Below are 25,001 nucleotides of genomic sequence, written 5' to 3'. Positions count from 1 at the left end.
ACTGCCATTGTTCGGTTATATTTTTTTGATATTCCAAAAAAGTGTATCCACACCTTGTGAAAAATGGACCACTGTTGGGGAAAAAGGATTTACATCAATCTTTAAGCGGGAAAGATGTGAATTACGAGAGATGTTAGCTTCTGCTTTTTGCAAAGGCCATGGTTTATGATGGATGTCTGCTTCATAAAGGGCAGATTTTTGAGCAGTATAGAGACGATATCTTTCGGTAAGCCAGTAATCAAGTGATTTCTTTTCCGAGTGATAGATTTCTGAGATAGGTGTCACCGATCCTTCAGCTTTTAAATATGTCTGCTTTCTGCGAATGCTTTCATAGTGATAGGTATGCAATGCTGGTTCATTTGCTATTGCTGCATCGTGATATGGTAATCGGTACCAGCGTTTGGCTATTTTGCTGGATGCCCAATTATCCACATCAATTGATAGGAAATAAATTCCAGGAACCCCGTTATAGGTGACATATGTTCTTACGTTAACCTCTGAGAATCGAGGTGTTAGGGAAAGCTTTGGCAACCCTCTGAAATGAATCGATTCCATGTCAAATACAAGGATGCCTATCCAAGCTTGGCTATGATAGGTGTCAATCGTTAATCGATCAGGAATAAAAGGGCGCAAATGTTTTGGTTGAACAGCCCAATGCATAAAGGAGACGTTTCTCCAACGCTGTCTCAAGATCCACCTTTTGGAAGGCACAGGAAATGGCCGATGTATTGTCTCTTTCAAGATATCCATAAATAACTCCCACTCTTTCAGTTATCGGTACTGTTTAGAAAGTCAATATCCGTATAGTATGTTACGAAGAAATAGAGAATAAACATGTTTTGTCTATTTTAGGCAAATATAAGCGTAATATCCTTAGATAAGGTAGTGAGTGGTTATGTCTTTCATGATGGTAATGATCCTAATAATAGTCTCCCTCCTGTTCCTCCTGTCTATATTGTTGCTAGTCGGCTGGCGATGGTTGATAAAACGTATGGTAAAGCAAGTCGGCAAGATTATATTCACTGACAGTTATCAAGAAAACATTATTGAAATGATACCGGGATTTAAGCATATGGGCTTGCAAAATTCCCTTGAAAATAATCTCCGTGCAGAATCCGGTGATGTTCTTCATCGACCGCTGGGATCCTCCAAAAAGTGGCCGCATTTAGATACGCTGACATTTATTCCTGCCCAGGTTGCGACCTTTCCTATTGATGGGGAGGAAGAAGTCGATGTGAAAGTAATAATCGGTCCAAATGCCAAGAAACCCCTCGAGCTTGATATACCTTTGATAGTAAGCGGGATGGCCTATGGAATAGCACTAGGCGAACAAGTGAGACTGGCACTGGCAGAAGCGGCTGAAAAATCCGGAACGGCCATTAATTCCGGGGAGGGTGGTGTCATGCCGGAGGAAATCAAGGCAGCAGGAAAGTATATCCTCCAGTTTTCCAAAACAGATTGGTCGAAGGAGGAAGCCTTGTTGAAGCAGGCTGATATGATTGAGATCAAATTCGGTCAAGGGGCACTGGCAGGAATGGGAGGAAAGATTTCTCCTGAGAATTTGACCGGACGTGCCCGAAGTGTGATGGGGCTAAAGGAAAACGAAGAGGCTGTTATTTATGAGCATTTCTTCACGAATCAAACAACAAATGATTTAAAGGAAATGGTTAAAGAGCTTCGCCGTTTAACCGGCGGCGTTCCAATCGGGGCAAAGCTTGGGGCAGGCGGGAAACTGGAAGAAGACATCGATCAGTTGATTGATATGGGGGTGGATGTTATCGCTGTTGATGGCGGGCAGGCTGCAACACACGGTGCTCCGCCCATTTTGGCCGATGATTTCGGCATACCGACATTACATGCTGTCATCCGGGCAAGCAATCACTTGAAAAAGCGGAAAATGAAAGGAAAGATCAGCTTAATCGTATCCGGAGGGCTCTTTACACCTGGAGAGTTTCTGAAAGTCCTGGCCCTGGGAGCCGATGCAGTCTATATAGGTTCGGCCATCCTTTTCTCGGTGGCCCATAGTCAGTCATTAAAACCACTTCCTTTTGAACCCCCTACACAGGTCGTATGGAACGAGGGGAAATTCAATAATCAATTTGAAAGGGAAAAAGGGATCGAATCGGCAACAAAATTTTTCTCGGCAAGTATGGAAGAAATGAAGGTCGGAATAAGGGCGTTGGGAAAGCGGAGCCTAAAGGAATTATCCAAGACAGATCTTATTTCCTATGATGAACTGACATCCAAAATGGCTGGAGTCCCATTTTCCTTTAAACCATGGGAAAGTCAGCAGAAACAAGCAGCGAAAGAGGGACAAAATGATGCTGGGAATGCATAAAGCTGTATGTATTATTTCTCCGTGTTAGACTGGAACTATAAGATTCAGTCGGATGGAGTGTATACATATGAACATAGAAGAATATTTGAAAATGGATGCAGTAGGGCTTGCTGCTTCCATCCAAAAGAAGGAAGTAACTGCTAAGGAACTAATGGAAATTGCTTTTCAGCAATTGCACAAGGTACAGCCTGAATTAAATGTTGTGACACACTCCAGGATGGAAAAGGCATTGGAGGAGGCTGACCGAATATCAATTGAAGGTGCTCCGTTTAATGGAGTTCCTGTTCTCATGAAGAATATTTCGCAGAGCATAGAAGGGGAACGAATGACTTCGGGTTCCCGCCTTCTTCAAGGGAATTATGCCAAACATGATTCCTATTTTGTAAAAAAGTTCCGGGATGCTGGTTTTCATTTTATGGGCCATACAAATGCACCGGAATTCGGCCTGAAAAATATTACGGAACCTGTGAAATATGGGCCTACAAGGAATCCATGGAACCATAATCACTCACCAGGTGGTTCAAGCGGTGGATCTGCTGCAGCAATCGCCTCGGGCATTGTCCCGATGGCAGGTGCAAGTGATGGTGGGGGATCGATACGGATTCCGGCTTCTTTTACAAGTCTGTTTGGGCTGAAACCAACGAGAGGCCGTACCCCAGTCGGTCCTGGTGTAGGGAGGCAGTGGCAGGGTGCTTCGATTAATTTTGTTTTAAGCCGCAGTGTACGGGATAGTGCCGCATTGCTTGATATTCTGCAGGTTGTACAGCCAGAAGCTGCCTTTCAGACACCCTTATTTCCTGGAAGCTACCTTCAAGCAATGCAGGAAGATTTCAAGAAGCCTTTACGCATTGCTTTTTCGACAGAATCACCTGTTTCAACTCCAGTCTCTGAAGATGCTAAAGCAGCTGTTAAGCAAGCAGTGGACTGGCTGGAGCGTCAGGGTCATTATGTGGAGGAGAAGGGAAATAGTGTAGACGGAATCCAGTTGATGAGAGATTATTACGTGATGAACAGCGGAGAGATGAATGCAACAATCAGGAGTCTTGAAAAAGCTCTGGGCCGTACGATCATATCTGATGACGTGGAGATTGAATCCTGGGTTCTGCATGAAGCGGGGAAATTGGTTTCAGCAGCGGAATACTCAGAGAGCCTGTCATCGTGGGATAAAGCGGCGGAACAAATGGCGCAGTTCCATCAGACATACGATTTCTATATTACTCCAGCAACTGCCTCTGTGGCGCCAGCTGTGGGAGAGTTGACTCACACAAGGGAAGAGCAGGAGGAATTGCTATCCAAGCTGATGGGAAGTGGAAAGGAAAAACGTCAGGAGTTAGTGTATGATATGTTTTTACCGAGCTTAACTTATACACCATTTACTCAACTGGCCAATCTAACCGGGCAGCCAGCCATGTCCGTGCCACTGTATAGGAGCAAGGCTAACTTGCCGCTAGGTGTACAGGTAATGGCACAAAAAGGTGAAGAACATCGGCTATTGCAGCTGGCCTACCAGCTGGAGCAATCAAGCCAATGGGTCGGAATGAAAGGGAATCCATATTTTGAGCAGTAACAGCAAGGAGAGCTCCTGATTATCATAATTATAGTTAGTATTTATATATGCTCAAATAAAAGGACATTGCCATCTGCAGCAATGTCCTCTTTCGATTTATTTGATTTTTTTCCCAATGATAAACATCAACATCCCAAAAACAACCGCTCCTGCAATCCAAATCCAAATAGGAATTCCTGTATTACCGGATGCAGTGGTATTGGGCAGGTTTTTCTCCTCGAATTCTTGTATATCCTCATTCTCTATGGTGAAGGTTTCGGAAGCTGAAAACTCTTCACCTCCAGCGGTGCCGTTTAGATTGAGGGTATAGGTTCCATCAGCAAGAGTTTCATTTTGCCATGGAATCGAGTAGCGAATTTGCGATTTTGGAGCCATCTTGAAGGAAGGTATTTCGCCACTAAATAGTTCGTTTCCTTCTTGATCTGACACAGCGTATTCACCTATGATTTCCTCTTGTATCAAATGAGCATTGTTGGTCATTTCGATAAACACTTCGCCAGTTCCATTCAAAAATCCGGCCCCGCCAAGTGAAAAATCAGGAGTTGTTTCAGCTGGTAAATTCAATTGTAAAGCGACTGTGTAAGATGTCTCTGTATTTAATATAACATTTGCTGAATCATTTTCTGCTGTTTCTTCCACTTCCATACTCTCTGGTTCGGTTGTTAGGATGACTGCTCCTAAGAAGGTCTGACCATCTTCATCTGGAGATGTGACTTCAATAGGGACATTTACAGTAGATTGTGGCGGGATTGTGATAGACTCGTCGATTTTAATAAGGTCGGCTAGGTGTATGGCATCGTCAAGAAGGATGCTGTTCTCTGAATTAATACCTGTGCCGTATAACATTCCGCCTGTTGGGTGTGTATAGGCATTGGCGGAGCTTCCAGCTAGTGTTAACTCCGTATCCAGGTTATTGGCTACTCTTAATTCAAGGGTCTGTGTTTCCCCGGGTTCAACCAATAAATTAAAATAACCTTTTGTGTCAGCTAGCTGATTGTCAGGGTATACTGGTTCAATTTCAAGCGGTGCATCTTCATCTTCAGCAAGAGTGTGGAGTGGAAGGCAGCATAAAATGATTGCCAAAATAAAAAATAAGCGTATTTTCAATTCTGAATCTCCTCCCTTATTTCCTGTTGCTTTGATTGCAATGAATAAGTTCTATTAAAATGTCTATACAACTGACTACCCATTTCGAATGGGCGCAAAACAAATAAAGGCTGATTCTGTTTTTAGAATCAGCCTTGTAAGAAAGTATAAGCAAATAACCTTATGGTCCAGTTACTAGATTAAAAGTAATAGTAGAAGTATAAGTTCCGGCTTTTGTTTCTTTTGGAAGCAATTTAAGATTCAGATCGGATTCCGATAAATTAAACGTCCCCATACCCTCTTCTGTTTCAGCTGTTAGAAATTTCACTCCTGTTTCTGAGTCGATAACCCCAGTTTTATTTTCCAAGGCACCAGCTTCAGATGAGCCTGATTCTGCCTCGATAGTTGGAGCAGAGATGCTTAAGCTATTTTCAGGTAATGTTTGCAGGCCATCTGCAGTTGTTAATTGAGTTGCAGAAATGCTTAGGTTCCAGCCTGAGCCTGTTCCTGTTGCATCAACCACAGTAAAAGGATTGATAGTAGTTGTGATATCTTGAGTTGCACCGCTTAACGTAGTGGCTCCAAACTGTTCAATCGAAATCTCATTGATTGATAATGAACCACCCTCTAACGTTGTGGATGTTTCTACTTCGGATGACTCAGCAGCAAAAGTGGTTGTTGCGAAAGAGCCAGCAACTAATCCAAACGATAATGTAGCGATTGAAACTTTCTTGATGAAATTATTCAAAGATTTATTCCTCCTGGATTTTTTATTGTAAGTGATAACCTACAATGAATATTATGTCTTGAAATAGCTGTGATAAATATCCCCCGGTGTTCCTATTCGTGAATAATAGGAACCTATTCCTATCACTGCATCATTCCATGTAAAGAATAATGCTGTTATTTTTCGACAAAAATCGGGAAGTGACAGGCACCGGTTTGAGGGAGGGGGAATGGTGATACATAAGGAGTGAGTGGAATTTATGGAAAAGGTGGTGGTATTGTTTGACTGCGGAAGTTGTAATAATGAACAAACTTGGTATGTCATTAGCGGCAGACAGTGCGATAACGAGCGGCAGGGACGGGGTACAGAAGGTTTATAATTCGGCAAATAAGCTCTTCTCCCTTTCCAGTAATCACCCGGTGGGAATTATGGTTTACGGAGCAGCATCATTTATGGAAGTACCGTGGGATGTCATTATCAAATCCTACAGAGATTATCTAAAGGATCGGAAGTTTGACGAATTGAACTATTACGTGGACGATTTCCTTGATTTTCTGCGGCAGGATGAACGATTTAAGAATAAGGAAGTGGAAGAGATTATCGTTTATCGAACTTTTTCCGATATCTTGAAACGGATTGTCAGGGAAGTGGAAGATGATATAAAAACAGAAAAGGACAATGGATCCGACGTTACAGATGAAACGGTAACAAGCTGGCTAACCGAATGTGTATCCCGGCATATATCCACCTATCGGGAAAAAGAGGATATGTATCTCCATCTGGAATATGAGGAATTCAAAGAAAGGTTTACCGATGTCATCCAGGAAATCAAAAATGATCTTATCTCTTTTGAGCTCCCGCAATACCTCGAGGAAAATCTGTTTGAGCTCGCTTTTGAGGCAACAAGAAAGGATTATTTCAGCATCGGCAGTACTGGAATAGTATTTACCGGATTCGGTGAAAGGGAGATATTCCCGCATCTGCTGAATTACCGATTGGAAGGCTTTGTTTCAGGCCAGTTAAAGTTCAAAAAAATAAAGGAAAAAAAGATTAGCTATACCAATGATAAAGACGATGGTACAGCAGAGGTGACGGCCTTTGCGCAACGGGAAATGGTAGATTCATTCATTAGTGGCATAGAGCCCAATATGGAAGATGCGATATTTGGGATTATCGACAAGGTGCTGACAGGATACGATGAACAGATTCAAAAGCATCTGGGTATAGAATTCACCGATGACCAGGTTAAAGCAATGAAGAACATGGGTAATGATATATATACGTCGATAGAAGATGCTGTAGAGGAATATCAGCAAAAGAACTACATTGAGCCTCTGTTAGGTATTGTCAGATCCTTGCCAAAGGAGGATTTAGCAGAGATGGCCGAGGCGCTTATCAATCTGACTTCCTTTAAACGAAGGGTTACCAGGGCAACAGAATCAGTGGGACCGCCAATAGATGTCGCTGTCATTACAAAGGGCGACGGTTTTGTCTGGATAAAGCGTAAAAATTACGTTGATCCGGTCATTAATGCCAGGTTTTAAAAGTCTGAAGGGAGCGTGAGGAGATGACATTGAAAGAGGATAAGCCGAAAAAGGAATTTTTTAATTTGCCAAAAGAGGATCAGATGGAGTTTGAATTGGAAGAAGAGAAAAAGGCAGAAAAGGACCAGGCTGCAAAGAAGGTTTTTGAAAAGATAGATAAGAAATACGGTAAATAGTTTTAGACGATTCCTGACACAGCAACCTTTAAGGTGAAGTTTATATTAATAGATATGTTACAGTTCGATTAAAAGCCATATGAGATGTTTAGGATATAGGAGAAGTGGAAAACAAGTAACTGTAAGCGTAGAAAGCTTGCAAATATTGAAAGGAGCTGATTCAATGGCTAATAACAATAATCGTAAGTTGTCTCGTGAGCAGGCAGGTCAAAAAGGTGGTAACAAAACCGCTGATAATCACGACCAGGAATTCTTTGAGGAAATCGGTCAGAAGGGCGGAAGGGCAACATCCAAAAACCATGACCAGGATTTCTATGAAGAAATTGGCCGTAAAGGCGGTAAACGGAGTAATGGCGGACAGGGAAAAAATAATTCGTAGAAACAACGGATGAAGATTCCCTTTAAGCAGTTTAAAAAGGTCCGAATCGTGGAACAGTCAGAATGTAAGTGCTCGATCCTAATGACTAACTAATTTTAAAGGAGATGTTAAGGTATGGCTAGAAATAATAACGGCAACAAAATGTCTCGTGAACAAGCAGGTCAAAAAGGCGGCAACCAAACAGCACAGAACCATGATCAGGAATTTTATGAAGAGATAGGACAAAAGGGCGGTAAAGCCACATCGAATAATCACGACAAAGAGTTCTATCAGGATATCGGAGAAAAAGGTGGAGAAGCGACTTCGCAAAACCATGACAGTGATTTCTATGAAGAGATAGGTCAAAAAGGCGGAGAAACCACCTCACAGAAATATGATGAAGAGTTCTATCAGGATATTGGACAAAAAGGCGGTAAAGCCACATCCAAAAACCATGACAAAGAATTCTATCAGGACATCGGCCAAAAAGGCGGAAACGCACGCAACAACAATAACTCTTAAAATGTAACGAATATCGATTTGAATATAGATAGCACAGAAGAAAGGGATTAATTTCCCTTTCTTTTTTTCTGCTGCAAACTGCCTTTCTCTCATTATCAAATGTATAGCGCGGGGAGGATATGTTTATAATAGTTTTAAATATCTAACTATTTCCTTTTACTTGAATGTCTTTTCTAGTATAGTAAAAGGTAGATATAGGAATATATACACAGAAATAATCCTATGCAAAAGATACGCGAGAGGGGCCGCCTGGGCATGCAAAATATAGCAGTCTATAATGAAAAAATAGAAAAAATAGTGACCAATATAAATAAGGTTATGATGGGAAAAGAAGATGTGGCAATCTTGAGTTTAGTAGCTTTATTGGCAGAAGGACATGTGCTGCTCGAAGATGTTCCGGGTGTTGGGAAGACGATGCTCGTGCGAACACTTGCCAAATCGCTTGACTGTGACTTTAAACGGATCCAGTTCACCCCCGATTTACTTCCATCAGATGTAACTGGTGTCTCTATCTACAATCCGAAAGAAATGGAATTTGAATTTCGTGAGGGACCGATATTTGGAAATGTCATACTTGCGGATGAAATCAACCGAACTTCTCCTAAGACACAATCATCACTTCTTGAAGCAATGGAAGAGAGCAATGTTACCGTTGATGGAAAGACCAAACCCCTTCAAAAGCCTTTTTTCGTCATGGCAACCCAGAATCCGATTGAATATGAAGGAACGTATCCACTTCCGGAAGCACAGCTTGACCGTTTCATCCTAAAGCTGAAAATGGGTTACCCATCCTATGCAGATGAATTGGAGATGTTGGACAGAACCTCGGAAAGGCATCCTTTTGAAACGATAGATTCTGTTATCACAAAGGATGCATTAATAGCAATTCAGGAAGATGTCAAACAAGTATATATCGACAGAAATGTGCAGCAGTACATTATGAATCTCGTAACGAGAACAAGGGAAAATAGTGCGATTTATCTTGGTGTCAGTCCACGGGGATCGATTGCATTGATGAAGGCCGCAAAGGCATATGCCTATATATATGGAAGAGATTATGTATTGCCGGATGACGTAAAGTTCCTTGCCCCATTTGTGCTTTCCCATAGAATCATATTGACTTCAGAGGCAAGATACGAAGGAATATCCAATGAACAGACAATAGCCTCTATTGTGAAATCAACCCATGTTCCCATTCGGAAGGAATTTAGCTGATGAAAGGATCATTCCGGACAATAGCTAATGCATCAGTGGTTATTATTCTGTTTGCTGTCTTATTTTCCTATGCGATGTTTCAGGGAGGCTTTGTCAGCTGGTTTCTGTTTTTTAGTTTTCTGCCAATTTTTATCTATCTGCTAGGATTTCTATTCTACCCGATTAAAAAATGGAAAGTAACAAGGGATCTATCCCGTCATATTGTCCAGGCAGGTGACGGGATCACGGCAGCCATCAGGATTGAAAGGCATCTCCCGTTTCCTTTATATTACTGCATTATTGAAGAGGTCTTTCCGCATTCATTGATGAAGCTGGACAGTCGCATCGATAAATATCATTATATGGATCAGCCATATAAGCTTAATGTGGCACGGCAAATAAAGAAACTCTCTTTTCCATTATTTAGAAGGGACTTTCAGTTATCCTATTCTATTCAGCAAATCCCGCGCGGAGAACACCAGTTACAGCAAATCCGGGTGAAAACAGGGGATATATTCGGTTTCGTAAAGAAGGAGCATGTATTTGAAATCCAAGACGAGATTATTGCACATCCTGCCAACAGGTCCCTCCATCTGACAGAGCGCATCAGCAGCTTCGAACAGGGATCGGTCACCTCTAATGCACTAAATCTCGCAAATACAAATGTTGCAGCTGGTGTAAGGGAGTATGTACCAGGTGATCGTTTTTCCTGGATTGATTGGAAACAAACAGCTCGGAAGAATACAGTAATGACAAAGGAATTCGAGCAGGAAAAGAGTACGGATATTTTATTGATTCTGGATAGCTGTCAGCATGATAAGTTAAATCCGCTTGCGTTTGAAGCTGCAGTGGAGGTTAGTCTATCGCTGCTGGAGGTATTCAGAAAGCAGGACAATCAGGCGGGCCTATTATCTATTGGTGATGAAACAGTTTATTTCCCTATAGAGGAAAATAAAGAGAATAGATGGAAAGTGAATCAGTTCTTAACGAGAGTGCAGCCAGGAGGAGACCGACCATTCTCTATTAAACTAAAAGAAGAAAAGAATAAGGTGGAAGCTGGAGATATCGTTATCTTTATTGTTTCACATTTAGACGATTTTCTAAAGCGAACCATTCTCCAGGTCCATCAGCGCTCCAAACGGGCTGCAGTCTTCTTTATTTGCTCACAAGCAAAGATTACAAAAGAAGAACAGCGTTTGATCCAGCAGATTAAAACGGCCAGCATTGGTATTCAGATTTTGACTGAACAGCAGCTGGTGAAGGATACAATAGAGGTGACTATAGGATGAACCAACAGAATAAGAATATCACATTCCTATATACTGCTATCTTGTATCTTTGCGGTTTTTTTCTCTTTCTTGAATGGCTGTATCCATTGGAGACCATTTCGGATACATCCAATATTATGGTGTTTATTATTTATACCTTTTTCTGCTTCTTTATTTCGGTATTCCAATTGAAATGGTGGCTGGGCTTTTTGCTGAAGGGATTAGCCTTGCTGTTTATCTTGAATGGATTATATTTTGAAGGTACCTTTTTAAGTGTCCTATGGATGGAGCAGTTAAACTCGGAACTCTCTTATAATCTGCAGGCATTGTTTGATCAGCAATGGTATTACTTGTCCCCGATTTTCCGCAGTTTTCTATTCTTGATCTTAATCTGGCTTATGAGCTATCTTCTGCACTATTGGTTTGTGCAAATGAAGCGAGTTTTTCTCTTTATCATTCTAAGCTTTATTTATTTGACGATTCTGGATACATTTACAGAATATGATGCCTCCATGCCCATTATACGAACGTTTATCATGTCATTTATTGCATTGGGAATTGCGAATTTAGTAAAAGAAGTTGATAAGGAATCCATTCGATTTGTATGGGCTAAAAATTCGATGGCATGGATGGCGCCTCTTATTCTGATCGTGCTTTTATCGGCAGTTGTTGGTTTTGCCGCTCCAAAGGCAGAGCCGCAGTGGCCGGATCCCGTTCCATTCATATATAGTGCATCAAAGAATGCTGGGAGTGGTGAGGCGGGAATTCAGAAGGTTGGTTATGGAGAAGATGACTCCAACCTTGGAGGCTCCTTCATTCAGGATGATACTCCTGTTTTCAATGCCTTTACAACAGAGGATCATTACTGGAGAATCGAAACAAAGGATATGTATACTGGCCAGGGTTGGGTAACTTCAGCCGATCCCTCATATGAGCTGCAGACGGAAGGTGCGATAAATCTGGATACCTTTGCAGAAGGTATTGAAACGGAAAGTGTTCAAGCGGCTATTGAGTTTCATGGGGACGAAGCAATCAATAAGCTTGTTTATCCATATGGAATTTCTGAAGCCGAGGGCATCGCTGGAGTGGAATTTTATCTGGATACACAATCAGATGCGATTGAAGGGCGAGTCAATGGAACAGCTACTAATTTAACGAGCTATCAATTGACCTATGATAATCCGTCCTTTGAGATAAACGCACTGCGTGAGAATACAGAGGATGATCCGGCTGACATTACTGAACGCTATACACAGACACCGGATGCATTTCCGGAACGTGTCGGTAGTCTGGCGGAGGAAATAACTGCAGGCTACGAATCAAGGTATGATAAGGTAAAAGCAGTTGAACGTTATTTCTCAAGCAATGATTTTGAATATCGAACAACAGATATTCCAGATCCTTCCGAAGATGAGGATTATGTCGATCAATTCTTATTTGAGACACAGGCTGGTTATTGTGATAACTTTTCCACATCGATGGTTGTAATGCTCCGTACACTTGATATTCCGGCCAGATGGGTAAAGGGATTTACAAGTGGGGAAATTATCGACAATGAAGGTGAAACAGATATTTATCAAGTGAAGAATTCAAATGCACATTCGTGGGTCGAGGTGTACTTTCCTGAATCTGGCTGGGTACCATTTGAACCGACAAAGGGATTTTCCAATTTATCGGATTTTTATGTGGAGTTCGATCCGGATGCAGAAGCAGCTGCAGAAGAAGAGGAGCCGGAAGTGCCGGAACTGGAGAGACCAGAACAACCTGAGCCGGAATTGCCTGAGGAAGATTCGGCGTCAGCAGAGACACAAGCAAATACTGCGAGCTTTTCCATTAAATGGTGGCAAATCGCCATTGTGTTGGCAGTTGCCATAGCAATCGGGATCACTGTCTATAAAACAAGATTCCGCTGGCAGACGAAGGCCATTACTGCGCGGCTTCATAATCAGCAGGATGCCAAAACCTTCCAGGATGCCTATCATCATCTGATGAAACTACTGAATCATCACGGCTACGGGAAAGCTCCGGATCAGACATTGCGTGAATTTGCAGAGCAAATTGATACCCATTATGCCTCTAACGAGATGAGGCGGCTGACGAATTCCTATGAACAAATGATTTATAGGAACGACATAAGTCAACTATCATTAAATGAACTGACCCAATTATGGAAAAATTTAATCAAACGAATAATGGGTTGACCTGCCCGTGGTTGGTTAGTAGAATAAATACATGTAAAAAAAGAAGCAACTGTTCAAAAAGGAGATTCATTGTCTCCTGATGATGAAATGAATAATAATGCCGTTCGTATATCCTCGACAATATGGGTCGAAAGTTTCTACCGGGGCACCGTAAATGCCCTGACTATGAAGGCAGAGTCTAGTTTGAATCTGAACCTGGATTTCTGTCTTTTTGTTTTATATACAAAAGGGGGGATCCAGGTTTTTTAGTAGAATAACAGCCCCTCAAACAGTAGAAACTTATAAGAGCGGAAACATTATCTCATTACAAGCACTACTATCACTTTCAGATACGATAAAGCAGAAGGAGCATAACCCATGGAGAATAATGAAATGATACTCGTATTGGATTTTGGCAGCCAGTATAACCAGCTGATTACACGCCGCATAAGAGAATTTGGTGTGTATAGCGAATTGCACTCACATAAATTGACCGCAGAGGAAATTAAAGAGATGAATCCTAAAGGAATTATCCTCTCCGGTGGTCCGCATAGTGTTTATGATCAAAATAGCTTCCGCTGCGATGAGGGAATCTTTGATCTGGATATTCCAATCCTTGGCATCTGCTACGGAATGCAACTAATGGCATTGCATTACAATGGTACAGTTGAAAAAGCAGCAAATCGTGAATATGGAAAAGCACTGATTGAATTGAATCTGGATCCAGTCCTTTTTAAGAACACACCAACAAAGCAAACCGTATGGATGAGCCATGGAGATAAAGTAACTGCAGCTCCGCCATCATTCAAAATTGATGCAACAAGCCCATCCACACCAATTGCAGCCATCAGTGACACTGAAAGAAAACTGTACGGTGTGCAATTCCATCCCGAGGTGCGTCATTCGGAGTATGGTAATGATGTACTGAATCGTTTTGTGTTCGATGTATGTGATTGTTCAGGTGATTGGAGCATTGAAAACTTTATTGATATGGAAGTGGAAGACATCCAAAATAAAGTTGGCGACCGCAAAGTCCTTTGTGCATTAAGTGGAGGAGTGGATTCTTCCGTTGTAGCCGCCTTGATTCATAAAGCAATTGGGGATCAGCTTACTTGTATCTTTGTCGACCATGGACTGCTTCGCAAAAATGAGGCAGATGATGTCATGAAGGTATTTGCTGAGGATTTCAAGATGAATATCATCAAAGTGGATGCAAAAGACCGTTTCCTCTCCAAATTGGTCGGTGTCGATGATCCGGAGAAGAAGCGTAAAATCATCGGTAATGAATTTATTTATGTTTTTGATGATGAAGCCGCTAAATTAAAAGATATTGACTTTCTTGCACAGGGCACGCTTTACACAGATGTCATCGAAAGCGGAACAGAGACTGCCCAAACCATTAAATCGCATCATAATGTCGGCGGACTTCCGGAAGATATGCAATTTGAGCTGATTGAGCCGCTGAATACATTATTCAAGGATGAAGTTCGCGAACTTGGTTCACAGCTTGGAATTCCGGATCATATTGTATGGCGCCAGCCGTTCCCGGGACCTGGCCTCGCCATTCGCATATTGGGTGAAGTAACAGAAGACAAGCTTGAAATCGTGCGCGAGTCCGATGCAATCCTTCGCGAAGAAATTGCAAATGCTGGTCTTGACCGTGATATCTGGCAATACTTTACGGTCCTGCCGAATATTAAAAGTGTAGGTGTCATGGGGGATGCAAGAACCTATGACCATACGATCGGCATTCGGGCAGTAACTTCAATCGACGGCATGACATCTGATTGGGCGCGTATTCCATGGGATGTGCTTGAACGTGTTTCCACAAGAATGGTCAATGATGTAGCACATATCAACCGCGTAGTGTATGACATTACGAGCAAGCCACCTGCAACGATTGAGTGGGAGTAGTATAAAAAACAGCCTAGACGTTGATTTAACAGCGTTTCTAGGCTTTTTATTCTATTTTGGTATCCGTTTCGTTAACCATGACTAGAGTAACTTGTTTTCTCTTGATTTCACTATACTTAAAACTTGTTTTATACTAATTGGATAAAATTCATTTACATCTACACCTACGTTAATAGCTCTACTTCCCAGAGTATTTCTAAAGAACTCTATCCCTTTGTGATGAACGTGTCCAAACAAATGAATTGAGTTGTTGTAAAATTTATCCCATTCCAATATTGGATAATGGAACAATACTATTGTTTGTTTATTGTACTTAAATGAATAATAATCCTTTATCCATTCAAAATGAGAACTATCAAATTCTGGATCATCTAGATAATGTTCATGATTACCTTTAATTAGGTATTTCACTCCGTTTAATTGCTTTAGAATCTCATTTGCTTGTCTCCCACTTCCTCTAACAACTAGATCACCTAAAATATAAACTTCATCAGTTTCATCGATCACATCATTCCAATTATTAATCATTGTTTGATTCATTTCTGCTACATTATCAAAAGGGCGATTGCTTAACCCTAAAATGTTTTCGTGATAGAAATGTGTATCGGATATGAAAAATTTCACAAAAAGCACCTTCTTTTACTTATTTCTCATCCTCTAAGTTTGATTCATTTGAACGGTTAATATATTGATTGCCATTCCAATTATTTAATAAGCTATTACCAGAAGTCTGAATTTTAATCTTTCCATTCATTTGATTAGCGATCTCACTATCAATAGTGGGGTATAAGTGGGCATACACTCCCAATGTGATTTGAATATCTGAATAACCTAAACGTTTTTGAACAACTAAGGGGTTTACATTCAATTCATTTATAAGGAAAGAAGCATGTAAATGCCTTAAACCTTTAGGAGTTATCAATCCATCCTTTCTTTTGCTTTAAAGTAATCTTGTCACGAGTTACTTATAGTAATCAATCAAACACTGATTACTTAGCTTTCGTACCATTGATTTCCCCAATCGTATAGCTATCTGCTTCAATTTTTATTTCGGAGTATTGCCATGTATCTACCATAGTCATCCCTTGCCCTACAAAAAATTTCTCCAAGGTAATGGAGACACCTTAGAAATATGATAACAACAGGCTTTATAATCCCTGCCCTCTCCATTGAATGGGAATAGAAGGAGAAAGCCTATAAACCTTGATTTATAGGGTTTCTAGGATTTTTTTATTCACCAATATTCATCTATTCTGGATAATTTATTTCATCCCGCAATTCAATTGCTGTTTTCTTTGTATAAGGTTTACCGATCAAAAGACCATATACTTCGATATTTGGCGAATACAACGCGCTGTCTTTCTTCTCATTTAGTTCTTTTTTATACCCAAGTCGTTTTAAGATATAATAGCCAATAGCTGAGCTACGACTGATTCCTTGCTCGCAATGTAGCACAAAATATTTATCGGCATGCTTATCAATAAAATCATCTATAATCACCTTGTTTTTTTCGGTCAATCTGTTACTGCCCGCAGGTGTGCTACGATCAATTTCTTCAGCAAAAGTCCACTCATCATAAAAAGCTAAGGACATCGTATCAGTATAGTGATTTGAGGCAGTGTCTTTGACTGGTTCTCTATCCCCGATTCTAATAGCTATAACTTGTTCTTTTGAAACTGGCGGTACCCATTCTAAAAACTTCTTACGACTCATAATAGTTACTTTATCCAATAGAAACCTCTCCTTGAAGTACAAGAAATTAAGACCGATTTTTTAAGACTCAATAGTTGTTGTTTAATTAATAATTTCATTAAAGTAACGTATTTTTTTCACATCTGCTAAAGTATTCTTATAGAAATGTAAGTCTATTAGATTCAGTTTTTCACAGAGTATTTTAGTAATCCACTTTCCTCGTTCTTCAATAAGCAAATTGACATTACGATAAAATTGTTCAAAATCTGCTATACTGCTTGGAGTAACGGATTTTTCAAAATGATTATCCCACAATTCACTAACTGTATAATTGTTATCTACAAAAGGAAATAGATAATATTTACCAATAAATTCCATCCAAATTCTTTCACCATGTTCAAACTGCATTAAGAAATCCTGGAGATTCTTCAACGTTAAATCCCAATAGTCTTTTACATTTCCACTTCCTCTTCCTTGATTCATCCAAGATAACATCACTGTGAAATTACCTATAGAATGAGTTGATTGAGCAAATTGCTCTATCTCATTTAACAAATGAGTACTTGTAATGCCATTTTTTATTCTCCGTAGATTTTCTGTATTAAAATGAAATTTTTCTATATTTCTAACTGTATCATTTTTAACCCAATACTTTAATTCTGTATAGATGTTAGGTACACCACTAAAATCATCGTTCCAGGTTTTGTTATTCTCTATTGAGAAGGGGGTTTTATTAACTAAAAGAAGTGGTGTAAATGTTGTTGCAAAAGAGTTCATAGAATCTCCACGAACACTGTCGTTAATTTCTTTTTGCCATCCTAAAACATGATATATATAAAATGCCTCTTTGTCGCAATCGGCGTTAGCCCCAGTGTTCTTTGTAACATTGAAATTAGTGTTTTTTTCTGAAAGTAAATTCGTATATTTATATGCTAGTTCTAACCATAAATTTGATTTATCTTCAATATCGTCTTCCAAATAGCATTGTTTAAAATCAAATTCCCAAGGTGCTATATTTTTGTTATCACAATATTTCAGCCAGTTTCTAACCCAATTTTCAGCTCGTTCTGTAATATTCACTTTATTCCTCCCTGTATATTGTTAAAAAACTTAATTGCCTTTTCTCCAAACTGTAATTTCAAGCTGTTGAATCTGTTGTTTTCTTCTATCAAATAATTCGAAATCATATGGTAAATAATCATGACGTCTTGTTCTAATTCAAAGTTATCATAAATGCTAAAAAGTTCAGGCATATTTCTTGCATTTTTGCAATAGGTCAAGTCTTTTTCCCTTCGATCTTATCTTCAACCTCTTGATTATCGCTCAAAATATAATTGAAAATGTAACTCCCCAAAGTTTCATAAAGTTTTATTGCATAAGCAGTCTGTTTTATTGCGTTGAGTGTGAACACGTTAACGACATAATTCAAACCTCCAATTTAGGTAGTGATAGCGGGTAAATATAGCAGTTTTCAAAGAACATTTTTCTTGCCTTATTTTATTCCTCTCTAATTCCCCTCTCTATATATGAATAATACCGCATATTTTATTTGTTTGTCAACTATTATTTCTCCTTTGTGTTGACGTTGGTGGAAGAAAAAAAGAACTCACTAATGAGTTCTAATAATACCACTACTATAACAAGTCGTTTACTTCAAGTTTAGTCATAACTTCATTAACAAAATTTTTGAGTGTTTCTTTTGTTTCAGTAGACATATTGTTTTGTGTAAATTTATCCAACGTGTCAAAAATTACTGACTCAGTGGAAACATTATTTTTGTTTTGAAGTTCATAAATTACTAACCTTAGGACAAATTTAATCGCGGCGCCAATAGTTACATATTTAGCACCCACATTTTGTTGGATAATCTTTTTCAGTTCCGTAATCTTAGGCTCTATATTTACAGAAATTTGAAATTTAGGTCTTAGTGCTCCAGAAGAAATTTCGTAATTTTTATCAATGGTTATAGGCAAACCAAGTATCCTATTCCAATCGGTTTCTTTCCACATATCGTATGTATCTAAAATTGCTTTTGATAATACTTCTCCTTTAGAAAAATTAATTTCGTTTTGTTCTTGATAATGTTCCTTAAGCAACTCAAGCATTTCAGCCGTTTCATAAGCAATCCTAACTTGTAATTTCATTAATATCATCTCTCATTTTAAGTTTCTATCTTCCAGCAAGCGAGTAAGTAAAAGCTAAATAATTTGAGAAATTATCTATTCTCTTTTGATGTTCTTTAAATCATTTTTATTTTTCACTCTATAAAAATAATTTCCCATCCAGAATGTAGTGTTCCATTGTTTCATTTTATAAATTCTTTCTAACAAAAGTTCAGGATTCAGTGTAATGTTTACTAGTTCGAAGGGTCTTTTTCCAATTTTTTCTGTAGTAAGTACCATTCAGCTCGTCTAGTAGAGTATTTGATCGATGATTGAATGGTTTCTATCCATACATCTTAAAATTAAAATCTCCATTTGCAATATCATTATTATCTAGAATGGGTTTCTGTGTTAAAGTCATATCTTAAGTGTTCTGCCGCATTTTAATAATTTTCAAAAGTCTGCTGTTTAATTTCCATGATTATCTTTTATATTTTTCAAGGGAAATTATCGGATTGTTTTAAACATGAATATACACCAAAACCACTCAGATTTCAATTATATTTGTCCTGTGGGATTTTTTTAGGTGTATGAGGTTAACATGTCATCTGCCATGTCATCAATAAAATCATATCTTTACCTAATTAACTCTTTTTATCAAACCAAAAAAACACTAAATTAAAGAAATTGGTTCTAAGTCTCTTGCATTTTATTGAGTGGGAGTAGATAAAAAAAGGAAGGACACCTCCAACCATTGGTTGAAGGTGTTTCCCTTTACTGATGAGGAAAGGCAAAGGTGGGCACCGGGGATATCAGCATGTTTTAGTGATACATCAGCCTTTTTCGGTGGAATATCAGCAAAAAACAGTACTATATCAGCATTTTTGGCGATATATCAGCATCTGCCGTCAAGTGATGCTTTACTGAGCTGAATCAGAAAATAAAGCGAACGATCGTAAGAAAATATGACACATTGTTCGTATTCTGTTGACATTGCTAAGTAAGACTAGTAATATAGTAATATAATTTGATTGAAATGCGTATAATTTCGGGGATATGGCCCAGAGTTTCTACCAGACTGCCGTAAACTAGTCTGACTACGCGGAAGATCGTAAGCTATCCATTTATGGAAAGCCTCATTACAATCTCTGTATAGTGAAGGTAGCGCTCTTGGAAAGTTCCAGGGGCGTTTTTTATGTCTTTATAGATAGTTATAATTTTAGGGGGAATCGTAAATGAAAAAGTATTTTCAGTTTGAAGAACTGGGTACAAACTACAAAACAGAGTTTATGGCAGGTTTAACCACATTCCTTGCGATGGCGTATATTCTTTTTGTGAATCCATCCGTCCTGGGGGAAACCGGGATGGATCAGGGGGCGGTATTTGCTGCAACGGCTATTGCTGCTGCAGTCGGTTCGCTATTTATGGGCTTTATCGCTAAATATCCGGTTGTATTGGCGCCAGGTATGGGATTGAATGCATTTTTTGCTTACACGGTTGTACTTACCTTTGGAATTCCTTGGGAGACAGCACTGGCTGGTGTTTTGGCATCCGGAATTATCTTTATTGTCCTAACGCTGACAGGTCTGCGCGAAAAGGTAATTAACGCAATTCCTTCTAGCTTGAAGCTGGCTGTTGGAGCGGGTATTGGATTATTTATTGCTTTTATTGGTTTACAAAATTCAGGGATTGTTATTTCTGACCCGTCAACAATGCTTGCGCTTGGTGACATCACATCTCCTACTGTATTGCTGGCAGTGTTTGGAGTAGTTGTTTCCGTTATCCTGCTCACGCTTGGCATTAAAGCAGGTATCTTTTACGGGATGATCATAACGGCTGTAACAGGGATGGTTTTCGGATTGATTGGTGTTCCAACCGGGGTTGACGGAATTGTCAGTGGGGTTCCTAGCCTTGCTCCAACATTTGGTCAGGCATTTTTACACTTTGGTGACATCTTTACATTGGAAATGCTCGTCGTTATTTTGACATTCCTATTCGTCGACTTTTTCGATACTGCAGGGACACTAGTTGCAGTAGCTTCACAGGCAGGGTTGATGAAGGATAATAAGCTTCCCCGCGCTGGGAAGGCATTATTTGCTGATTCGGCAGCAACTGTTGTCGGAGCGGCAGTTGGTACATCAACAACAACATCTTATGTGGAGTCCACTGCAGGTGTGGGTGTAGGTGGCCGTACTGGATTTACAGCAGTAGTTGCAGCCGGATTCTTCCTGCTTTCACTGTTCTTCTCGCCACTATTGAGCATCATCACGAATGAAGTGACTGCACCGGCTTTAATTATTGTAGGTGTTATGATGGCAACTGCTTTGAAAAGTATTGAATGGGATGAATTCGAAATCGCAGTACCAGCTTTCTTAACAGTGTTGATGATGCCATTAACCTATAGTATTGCAACAGGTATTGCCATTGGATTTATTTTCTACCCAATTACGATGATCGTTAAGGGCCGTGCGAAGGAAATACATCCAATAATGTATGGATTGTTTGTAGTCTTTATTCTGTATTTCATCTTCCTGAAATAGATCGGGATGGATAAGAGGGCTGGACCATTGTGGTTCAGCTCTTTTTTTGCTTCTTGATCAGTTCTTTTTTGAGAAGCTATCTGAAGTGCGAAGCGATACAGATTTGAGATTGCTGTTTGCGGGTAACAATCGGATTCGGTTCTGGGGAGCAGCTTTCCACTGTTGTGTAAATTCTTTGGTGGAATTAATAAATAGTAAAAATAGATGTGTATACGATGCAAAAGTGGAGGATTAGCGAAAGGAAAACAACGGCAGGAAGTTTGTATTCCGGGTTGGTGTTTTTACCTTTTGGAAATGCGGGAGAGGCTGAAGCCGTTACGATCAATTAGTCTATTGATCGTTTTGATTGTGCCATAATCTTGCCATAAGGAAAATCGGTTCATCAGCCTTTGCCTTTATACATAAAATCCATGAGTAAAAAGAGGACCTCCTTATTGATTGGAGGAATGTTATAGTCTTGGATTTCCTGTTCCGATTGTACATATTTAGAGCCGTCCATATATTCCCGGTCTTTTTCGATTAAAGAATGGACACTTTCCTTGGTGGATTCCAAATGAAATTGTAATCCGATCACATTTTTGTTGTAAAGGAATCCTTGATTCTCACATGCTTCACTCGAGAATAGCCGCTCGGCACGGCCGGGCAAGTCAAATTGCTCGCCATGCCAATGGAATGCAGTCAATTCCTTTGGCAAAAAGTTAAATCTGCCTGTCGTCGTTTGGATGACATGCCAGCCAATTTCTTTGAATTCTCCTTGAAAAATGCTACTACCCAATGCTTTGGCAATCTGCTGGGCTCCAAGACAAATGCCGAGAATGGGTTTGTTTTGATTAATGAGCTCCAGGATAAGCTGCCGCTCCTTTTCCATCCATTTGAACTCGCTGCTGTTGGCGCTCATCGGGCCGCCTAAAATGACGAGAAAATCGATTTCTTTGGATCTCGGAAGCTTATCTTCATTGAAGAGTTCATAAATATTCATTTCAATGTGATGAAGGGCGGTCCATTCCTTGATTGCTGCGGGTCCTTCGAAGGGGACATGTTGAATAACGCTTAATTTCATACGGAACACCTTCTCTCTTTTAATGGGTGCGGCAATGATTAATTTAATCATACGATAAAATTTAAAAATATTAAAATAATTGCCCCCTATGAAACGTTATTCGACAAAATCCAACAAAAACCGGGAAGTGACAGGCACCTATTCGGTACTTATTCAAGTTCTTTGCCGTATGGTAGGATGTGATAGATTATGAGAAATAGGGTTCCGACTGCGGATAGGGTTCCCATCCCAATATACATTGTTGCACCGCCGAAGGATTCTATGAGTGCTCCTCCTGCCAGAGAGCCAATTATTCCTGATAAACCAAAATATACCGAGAAAAACAAGAGATGTCCTGTCGATTGCAAAAACTTAGGAATCAGTCGGGTCACATAATCGAAAGCCGCTGTATAAAATACTCCAAACGTTAATCCATGCATGAATTGAAGTGCGATAACAAACAGCGGATCATCAACAGCTGCATAAAGGAACCAGCGTATCGTATATAATAGTGCAGCAGCAATGATGAATATCAGGGAATGGTATTTTCTAAACCAAAATCCTGCCAATGCGAAAACAGCTGCTTCTGCAATAACTCCAGCAAACCAGGCCATACCAACTAATCCTTCGCTGCCGCCCAGCTCTGTAATATATAAGGCCATATAATAGTCGTTCATCCGATGGGTGATTGTAATAAAAACGATAACCGATAAAAAGATGAGAAAGGGCTTATTCTTAATAAGTCTGCTTATATCCTTTATTCTAACGGGCTGGGCATCCACTGCAACATCCTTTAGGGGGAAGAGTGTAATCAATGCCATGATACCGAAGACCAAATAAACCCAAGACATATACTGGATTCCGAATCTGGCGAGGACCTCTCCTACAATCAGGGAGGATATGGCGAAACCAACAGAACCCCACATACGGATAGAACCAAAGGAAACATTTAAGTCGACGGAGCGCCGCTGTGCAAGACTGTCGGTAAGGGCTCCAACTGGTGTCGCAAAGAAATAGAAAAGCGCGCCGGTAATTAGAATGGCTGGTAATGTGTCCATTTGGAAAAAGACCGTACTTCCAATAAGTAATCCAATAATGCATATAAGCAATATCCTCTTAACTGTCTTATATTTATCGCTTAAATAGCCCCAAAATGGCTGGGCAAGGATGGAAGCAAGCGACTCAATGGCAAGGACCCAGCCGATTTGGGTGCCGTTTAGACCGCGAAACTGCAAATATAGTGGCAGAAAGCTAATCAGAATCGTATTTGATGCATGAAAACTAATAAACAATGTCTTTAAAGGTATTAGTGATTCCTGTTTAGGTAGGTTCATTTCTATCTCCTTTATCAAAAAATAAATATGTATGTCACTCTGTGCTTGACCTAACTATAGCATTATTTTTTTCAGTTAAATAGAATAGTTTGAAATAATTCTGTATTAAGCTCAAATGTAACTGGTTATCTGTCAAATAATAAATTACACTATTATCATAGAATGGAAAAGAGGGAAGTATGATGAAACCGTTAATTGGCATTACCGCATCAATGGAGACTGACAAATCGAATTATTTAGTGGCCAACAGGAATGTAAAGGCAATCCAGGCAGCGGGAGGCATCCCGATTATTTTGCCATATTTCTTAAGAACAGAGGAAATTAAAGAAATTACCAATCGTATCGATGGGCTATATGCCACAGGCGGGTATGATATCGACCCGATTCTCTTTGGGGAAGAGCCCCATCCGGGTCTTGGGAATATTATTCCGGAAAGGGACCAGTCAGAGCTGGCAGTAATTAAAGAAATGCTTGAAAAGGAAAAGCCAATCTTAGGAGTATGCAGAGGCAGTCAGATTTTGAATGTGGCTGCTGGAGGGGATATGTACCAGGATATCAATACCCAAATCAATACCGAGCTGCTGCAGCACTCTCAGAAAGCCCCATTTGATTATCGCTCGCATTTTGTTGATGTGGCAGAGGGATCTTTGCTGCATCGTTTGACAGGTAAGCATAAATTAAGGGTGAATAGCTTTCATCATCAGGCGAACAGGTCGGTCCATGAGGGGTTCCGGATAAGCGGGACAGCAAGTGACGGAATTATTGAGGCGATTGAAAGCGAAATACATCCATTTGTGCTTGGACTGCAATGGCATCCGGAAGCATTGATTCATGAGGAAGATGATCCATCCCTTCAAATCTATCAGGGCTTTATCAAGGCATGCCAGCAATAGGTTGTTTTGCACATTGTTCTTATTTTACCATTACAGTTAATGATAATTATAGAGTGGCTTTGCTGACTTATAATCTGTACCTTGAGGTGTATTGAAAACAGTAACAATGAAACAACTCCGAAATCTCACGAAGGGGAATGAATCAAAGTGAAAAAAGTAAAATTAAATATAACATCTTTTAGCACGACAGGATTAACTGTATGTATATTACTTTTTTTATTTTCTGCTCTTTCGCAGAGCTTTCACGATTTTACTGTTTATAAACTAGAAATACACCCTCTCATTTTAACTGTTGCTATTTCATTAGTTTCATTTGTGATCGCAATATTAGGGGTTTTAAAAACAAAAAACGGACAGTCTGCATTCATAAACTTATCCGTAATAGTTATTACCCTTTTAATTTCAGCAATATCTATTTCAATTTTACTATTCGGCAATTTTATTAATAACATTTAAAAAAGACTATCCATAAAGATAGTCTTTTTAATCAGCATTCATTAATTTTTAGTGGCTCCTTTGTTACAGAA

The 25,001-nt window shown here is 39.7% G+C and carries 23 protein-coding genes, 1 pseudogene and 2 riboswitches; of the genes and pseudogenes, 13 read left to right on the top strand and 11 right to left on the bottom strand.

The genetic code is table 11. The features are described 5' to 3' along the window. Positions 1-15: 15 nt before the first annotated feature. On the bottom strand, positions 16-750 hold the full coding sequence (locus tag OMHG_RS14840; RefSeq protein ID WP_010651685.1) for a YqjF family protein: 735 nt from the start codon (positions 748-750) through the stop codon (positions 16-18). 157 nt (positions 751-907) lie between these two features. Between OMHG_RS14840 and OMHG_RS14835 the strand changes: the two genes are divergently transcribed. Together OMHG_RS14835 and OMHG_RS14830 are read left to right on the top strand one after the other, a co-directional pair. After that, positions 908-2,338, top strand: coding sequence for an FMN-binding glutamate synthase family protein (locus OMHG_RS14835; protein ID WP_390621688.1), 1,431 nt, complete (start codon positions 908-910; stop codon positions 2,336-2,338). Positions 2,339-2,405: 67 nt separating this feature from the next. Beyond that, entirely contained in the window at positions 2,406-3,905 is a 1,500-nt protein-coding gene (locus tag OMHG_RS14830) for an amidase (protein WP_010651683.1), read from the top strand. A gap of 96 nt (positions 3,906-4,001) precedes the next feature. Here OMHG_RS14830 and OMHG_RS14825 read toward each other — a convergent pair whose 3' ends face one another. Beyond that, positions 4,002-5,012, bottom strand: coding sequence for a WxL protein peptidoglycan domain-containing protein (locus OMHG_RS14825; protein ID WP_010651682.1), 1,011 nt, complete (start codon positions 5,010-5,012; stop codon positions 4,002-4,004). Positions 5,013-5,172: 160 nt separating this feature from the next. Beyond that, entirely contained in the window at positions 5,173-5,739 is a 567-nt protein-coding gene (locus tag OMHG_RS14820; RefSeq protein WP_010651681.1) for a WxL domain-containing protein, read from the bottom strand. A 281-nt stretch (positions 5,740-6,020) separates the two neighbouring features. On the opposite strand from OMHG_RS14820, the gene OMHG_RS14815 reads away from it, so the two are divergent. The 8 genes and pseudogenes from OMHG_RS14815 (at position 6,021) to guaA (ending at position 14,874) form a co-directional block, all read left to right on the top strand. Further along, on the top strand, positions 6,021-7,262 hold the full coding sequence (locus OMHG_RS14815) for a hypothetical protein (protein WP_237566207.1): 1,242 nt from the start codon (positions 6,021-6,023) through the stop codon (positions 7,260-7,262). Between the two features lie 23 nt (positions 7,263-7,285). Beyond that, a complete protein-coding gene (locus OMHG_RS18460; RefSeq protein WP_154648245.1) occupies positions 7,286-7,438 on the top strand; it encodes a hypothetical protein in 153 nt (50 codons plus the stop codon). 163 nt (positions 7,439-7,601) lie between these two features. Then, positions 7,602-7,805 (top strand): annotated as a pseudogene (locus OMHG_RS14810) (KGG domain-containing protein); the annotation flags it as partial. Between the two features lie 126 nt (positions 7,806-7,931). Continuing rightward, complete coding sequence (locus OMHG_RS14805; RefSeq protein WP_010651678.1) at positions 7,932-8,318, top strand: KGG domain-containing protein; 387 nt, start codon at positions 7,932-7,934, stop codon at positions 8,316-8,318. A 255-nt stretch (positions 8,319-8,573) separates the two neighbouring features. Beyond that, complete coding sequence (locus OMHG_RS14800; RefSeq protein ID WP_010651677.1) at positions 8,574-9,533, top strand: AAA family ATPase; 960 nt, start codon at positions 8,574-8,576, stop codon at positions 9,531-9,533. Continuing rightward, positions 9,533-10,801 carry a DUF58 domain-containing protein gene (locus OMHG_RS14795; RefSeq protein WP_010651676.1) on the top strand — a complete coding sequence of 423 codons (1,269 nt, stop codon included), beginning with the start codon at positions 9,533-9,535 and terminating at the stop codon, positions 10,799-10,801. The genes OMHG_RS14800 and OMHG_RS14795 overlap by 1 nt, the downstream gene beginning before the upstream one ends. Continuing rightward, positions 10,798-12,981: a transglutaminase TgpA family protein gene (locus OMHG_RS14790; RefSeq protein WP_010651675.1), complete on the top strand. Its 2,184-nt coding sequence runs from the start codon at positions 10,798-10,800 to the stop codon at positions 12,979-12,981. The genes OMHG_RS14795 and OMHG_RS14790 overlap by 4 nt, the downstream gene beginning before the upstream one ends. Before the next feature lie 84 nt (positions 12,982-13,065). Beyond that, positions 13,066-13,167, top strand: a riboswitch (purine riboswitch). A 171-nt stretch (positions 13,168-13,338) separates the two neighbouring features. Further along, complete coding sequence (gene guaA / locus OMHG_RS14780) at positions 13,339-14,874, top strand: glutamine-hydrolyzing GMP synthase (protein ID WP_010651674.1); 1,536 nt, start codon at positions 13,339-13,341, stop codon at positions 14,872-14,874. Positions 14,875-14,955: 81 nt separating this feature from the next. On the opposite strand, the gene OMHG_RS14775 is transcribed toward guaA, so the two are convergent. From OMHG_RS14775 to OMHG_RS14750, 6 genes are all read right to left on the bottom strand, one after another. After that, positions 14,956-15,498: a metallophosphoesterase gene (locus OMHG_RS14775; RefSeq protein ID WP_010651673.1), complete on the bottom strand. Its 543-nt coding sequence runs from the start codon at positions 15,496-15,498 to the stop codon at positions 14,956-14,958. A 19-nt stretch (positions 15,499-15,517) separates the two neighbouring features. Beyond that, on the bottom strand, positions 15,518-15,796 hold the full coding sequence (locus OMHG_RS18810; RefSeq protein ID WP_010651672.1) for a site-specific integrase: 279 nt from the start codon (positions 15,794-15,796) through the stop codon (positions 15,518-15,520). 326 nt (positions 15,797-16,122) lie between these two features. Then, a complete protein-coding gene (locus OMHG_RS14765; RefSeq protein WP_010651670.1) occupies positions 16,123-16,605 on the bottom strand; it encodes a protein-tyrosine phosphatase family protein in 483 nt (160 codons plus the stop codon). Positions 16,606-16,668: 63 nt separating this feature from the next. Next, positions 16,669-17,646: a hypothetical protein gene (locus OMHG_RS17575; protein WP_010651669.1), complete on the bottom strand. Its 978-nt coding sequence runs from the start codon at positions 17,644-17,646 to the stop codon at positions 16,669-16,671. After that, complete coding sequence (locus OMHG_RS14755; protein ID WP_154648244.1) at positions 17,643-17,819, bottom strand: hypothetical protein; 177 nt, start codon at positions 17,817-17,819, stop codon at positions 17,643-17,645. Before OMHG_RS14755 ends, OMHG_RS17575 begins: the two co-directional genes overlap by 4 nt. A gap of 381 nt (positions 17,820-18,200) precedes the next feature. Continuing rightward, positions 18,201-18,710 (bottom strand): hypothetical protein, encoded by a 510-nt coding sequence (locus OMHG_RS14750; RefSeq protein ID WP_010651667.1) that lies wholly within the window; start codon positions 18,708-18,710, stop codon positions 18,201-18,203. Between the two features lie 976 nt (positions 18,711-19,686). Continuing rightward, positions 19,687-19,788: riboswitch (purine riboswitch) on the top strand. 115 nt (positions 19,789-19,903) lie between these two features. Between OMHG_RS14750 and OMHG_RS14740 the strand changes: the two genes are divergently transcribed. Beyond that, entirely contained in the window at positions 19,904-21,208 is a 1,305-nt protein-coding gene (locus OMHG_RS14740; protein ID WP_010651665.1) for an NCS2 family permease, read from the top strand. A 382-nt stretch (positions 21,209-21,590) separates the two neighbouring features. Here OMHG_RS14740 and OMHG_RS14735 read toward each other — a convergent pair whose 3' ends face one another. Both OMHG_RS14735 and OMHG_RS14730 read right to left on the bottom strand, forming a co-directional pair. Then, positions 21,591-22,319, bottom strand: a complete 729-nt coding sequence (locus OMHG_RS14735) for a type 1 glutamine amidotransferase (protein ID WP_237566206.1) — start codon at positions 22,317-22,319, stop codon at positions 21,591-21,593. Between the two features lie 98 nt (positions 22,320-22,417). After that, the gene (locus OMHG_RS14730; protein ID WP_010651663.1) at positions 22,418-23,581 is read right to left on the bottom strand and encodes an MFS transporter; all 1,164 of its coding nucleotides are present in this window, start codon (positions 23,579-23,581) and stop codon (positions 22,418-22,420) included. Positions 23,582-23,763: 182 nt separating this feature from the next. Here OMHG_RS14730 and OMHG_RS14725 point away from each other — a divergent pair, with 182 nt between their 5' ends. Both OMHG_RS14725 and OMHG_RS18455 read left to right on the top strand, forming a co-directional pair. Then, positions 23,764-24,474, top strand: coding sequence for a gamma-glutamyl-gamma-aminobutyrate hydrolase family protein (locus OMHG_RS14725; RefSeq protein ID WP_010651662.1), 711 nt, complete (start codon positions 23,764-23,766; stop codon positions 24,472-24,474). 147 nt (positions 24,475-24,621) lie between these two features. Further along, a complete protein-coding gene (locus OMHG_RS18455; RefSeq protein WP_147629090.1) occupies positions 24,622-24,930 on the top strand; it encodes a hypothetical protein in 309 nt (102 codons plus the stop codon). Positions 24,931-25,001 lie beyond the last annotated feature (71 nt).

Source organism: Oceanobacillus massiliensis str. N'diop, assembly GCF_000285495.1.
Taxonomy (GTDB): Bacteria; Bacillota; Bacilli; order Bacillales; family Amphibacillaceae; genus Oceanobacillus; species Oceanobacillus massiliensis.
This window is presented reverse-complemented; position numbering and strand designations above follow the sequence as displayed.

Excerpts from the sequence above, each read along its gene's own strand:
- OMHG_RS14840 (WP_010651685.1), bottom strand. The coding sequence starts at position 750 with ATGGATATCTTGAAAGAGACAATACATCGGCCATTTCCTGTGCCTTCC.
- OMHG_RS14815 (WP_237566207.1), top strand. The coding sequence starts at position 6,021 with ATGAACAAACTTGGTATGTCATTAGCGGCAGACAGTGCGATAACGAGC.
- OMHG_RS14800 (WP_010651677.1), top strand. The coding sequence starts at position 8,574 with ATGCAAAATATAGCAGTCTATAATGAAAAAATAGAAAAAATAGTGACC.
- OMHG_RS14795 (WP_010651676.1), top strand. The coding sequence starts at position 9,533 with ATGAAAGGATCATTCCGGACAATAGCTAATGCATCAGTGGTTATTATT.
- OMHG_RS14750 (WP_010651667.1), bottom strand. The coding sequence starts at position 18,710 with ATGAAATTACAAGTTAGGATTGCTTATGAAACGGCTGAAATGCTTGAG.
- OMHG_RS14790 (WP_010651675.1), top strand. The coding sequence starts at position 10,798 with ATGAACCAACAGAATAAGAATATCACATTCCTATATACTGCTATCTTG.
- OMHG_RS18460 (WP_154648245.1), top strand. The coding sequence starts at position 7,286 with ATGACATTGAAAGAGGATAAGCCGAAAAAGGAATTTTTTAATTTGCCA.
- OMHG_RS14730 (WP_010651663.1), bottom strand. The coding sequence starts at position 23,581 with ATGAACCTACCTAAACAGGAATCACTAATACCTTTAAAGACATTGTTT.
- guaA (WP_010651674.1), top strand. The coding sequence starts at position 13,339 with ATGGAGAATAATGAAATGATACTCGTATTGGATTTTGGCAGCCAGTAT.
- OMHG_RS14740 (WP_010651665.1), top strand. The coding sequence starts at position 19,904 with ATGAAAAAGTATTTTCAGTTTGAAGAACTGGGTACAAACTACAAAACA.
- OMHG_RS14725 (WP_010651662.1), top strand. The coding sequence starts at position 23,764 with ATGAAACCGTTAATTGGCATTACCGCATCAATGGAGACTGACAAATCG.
- OMHG_RS14830 (WP_010651683.1), top strand. The coding sequence starts at position 2,406 with ATGAACATAGAAGAATATTTGAAAATGGATGCAGTAGGGCTTGCTGCT.
- OMHG_RS14805 (WP_010651678.1), top strand. The coding sequence starts at position 7,932 with ATGGCTAGAAATAATAACGGCAACAAAATGTCTCGTGAACAAGCAGGT.
- OMHG_RS14755 (WP_154648244.1), bottom strand. The coding sequence starts at position 17,819 with ATGCCTGAACTTTTTAGCATTTATGATAACTTTGAATTAGAACAAGAC.
- OMHG_RS14735 (WP_237566206.1), bottom strand. The coding sequence starts at position 22,319 with ATGATTAAATTAATCATTGCCGCACCCATTAAAAGAGAGAAGGTGTTC.
- OMHG_RS14835 (WP_390621688.1), top strand. The coding sequence starts at position 908 with ATGGTAATGATCCTAATAATAGTCTCCCTCCTGTTCCTCCTGTCTATA.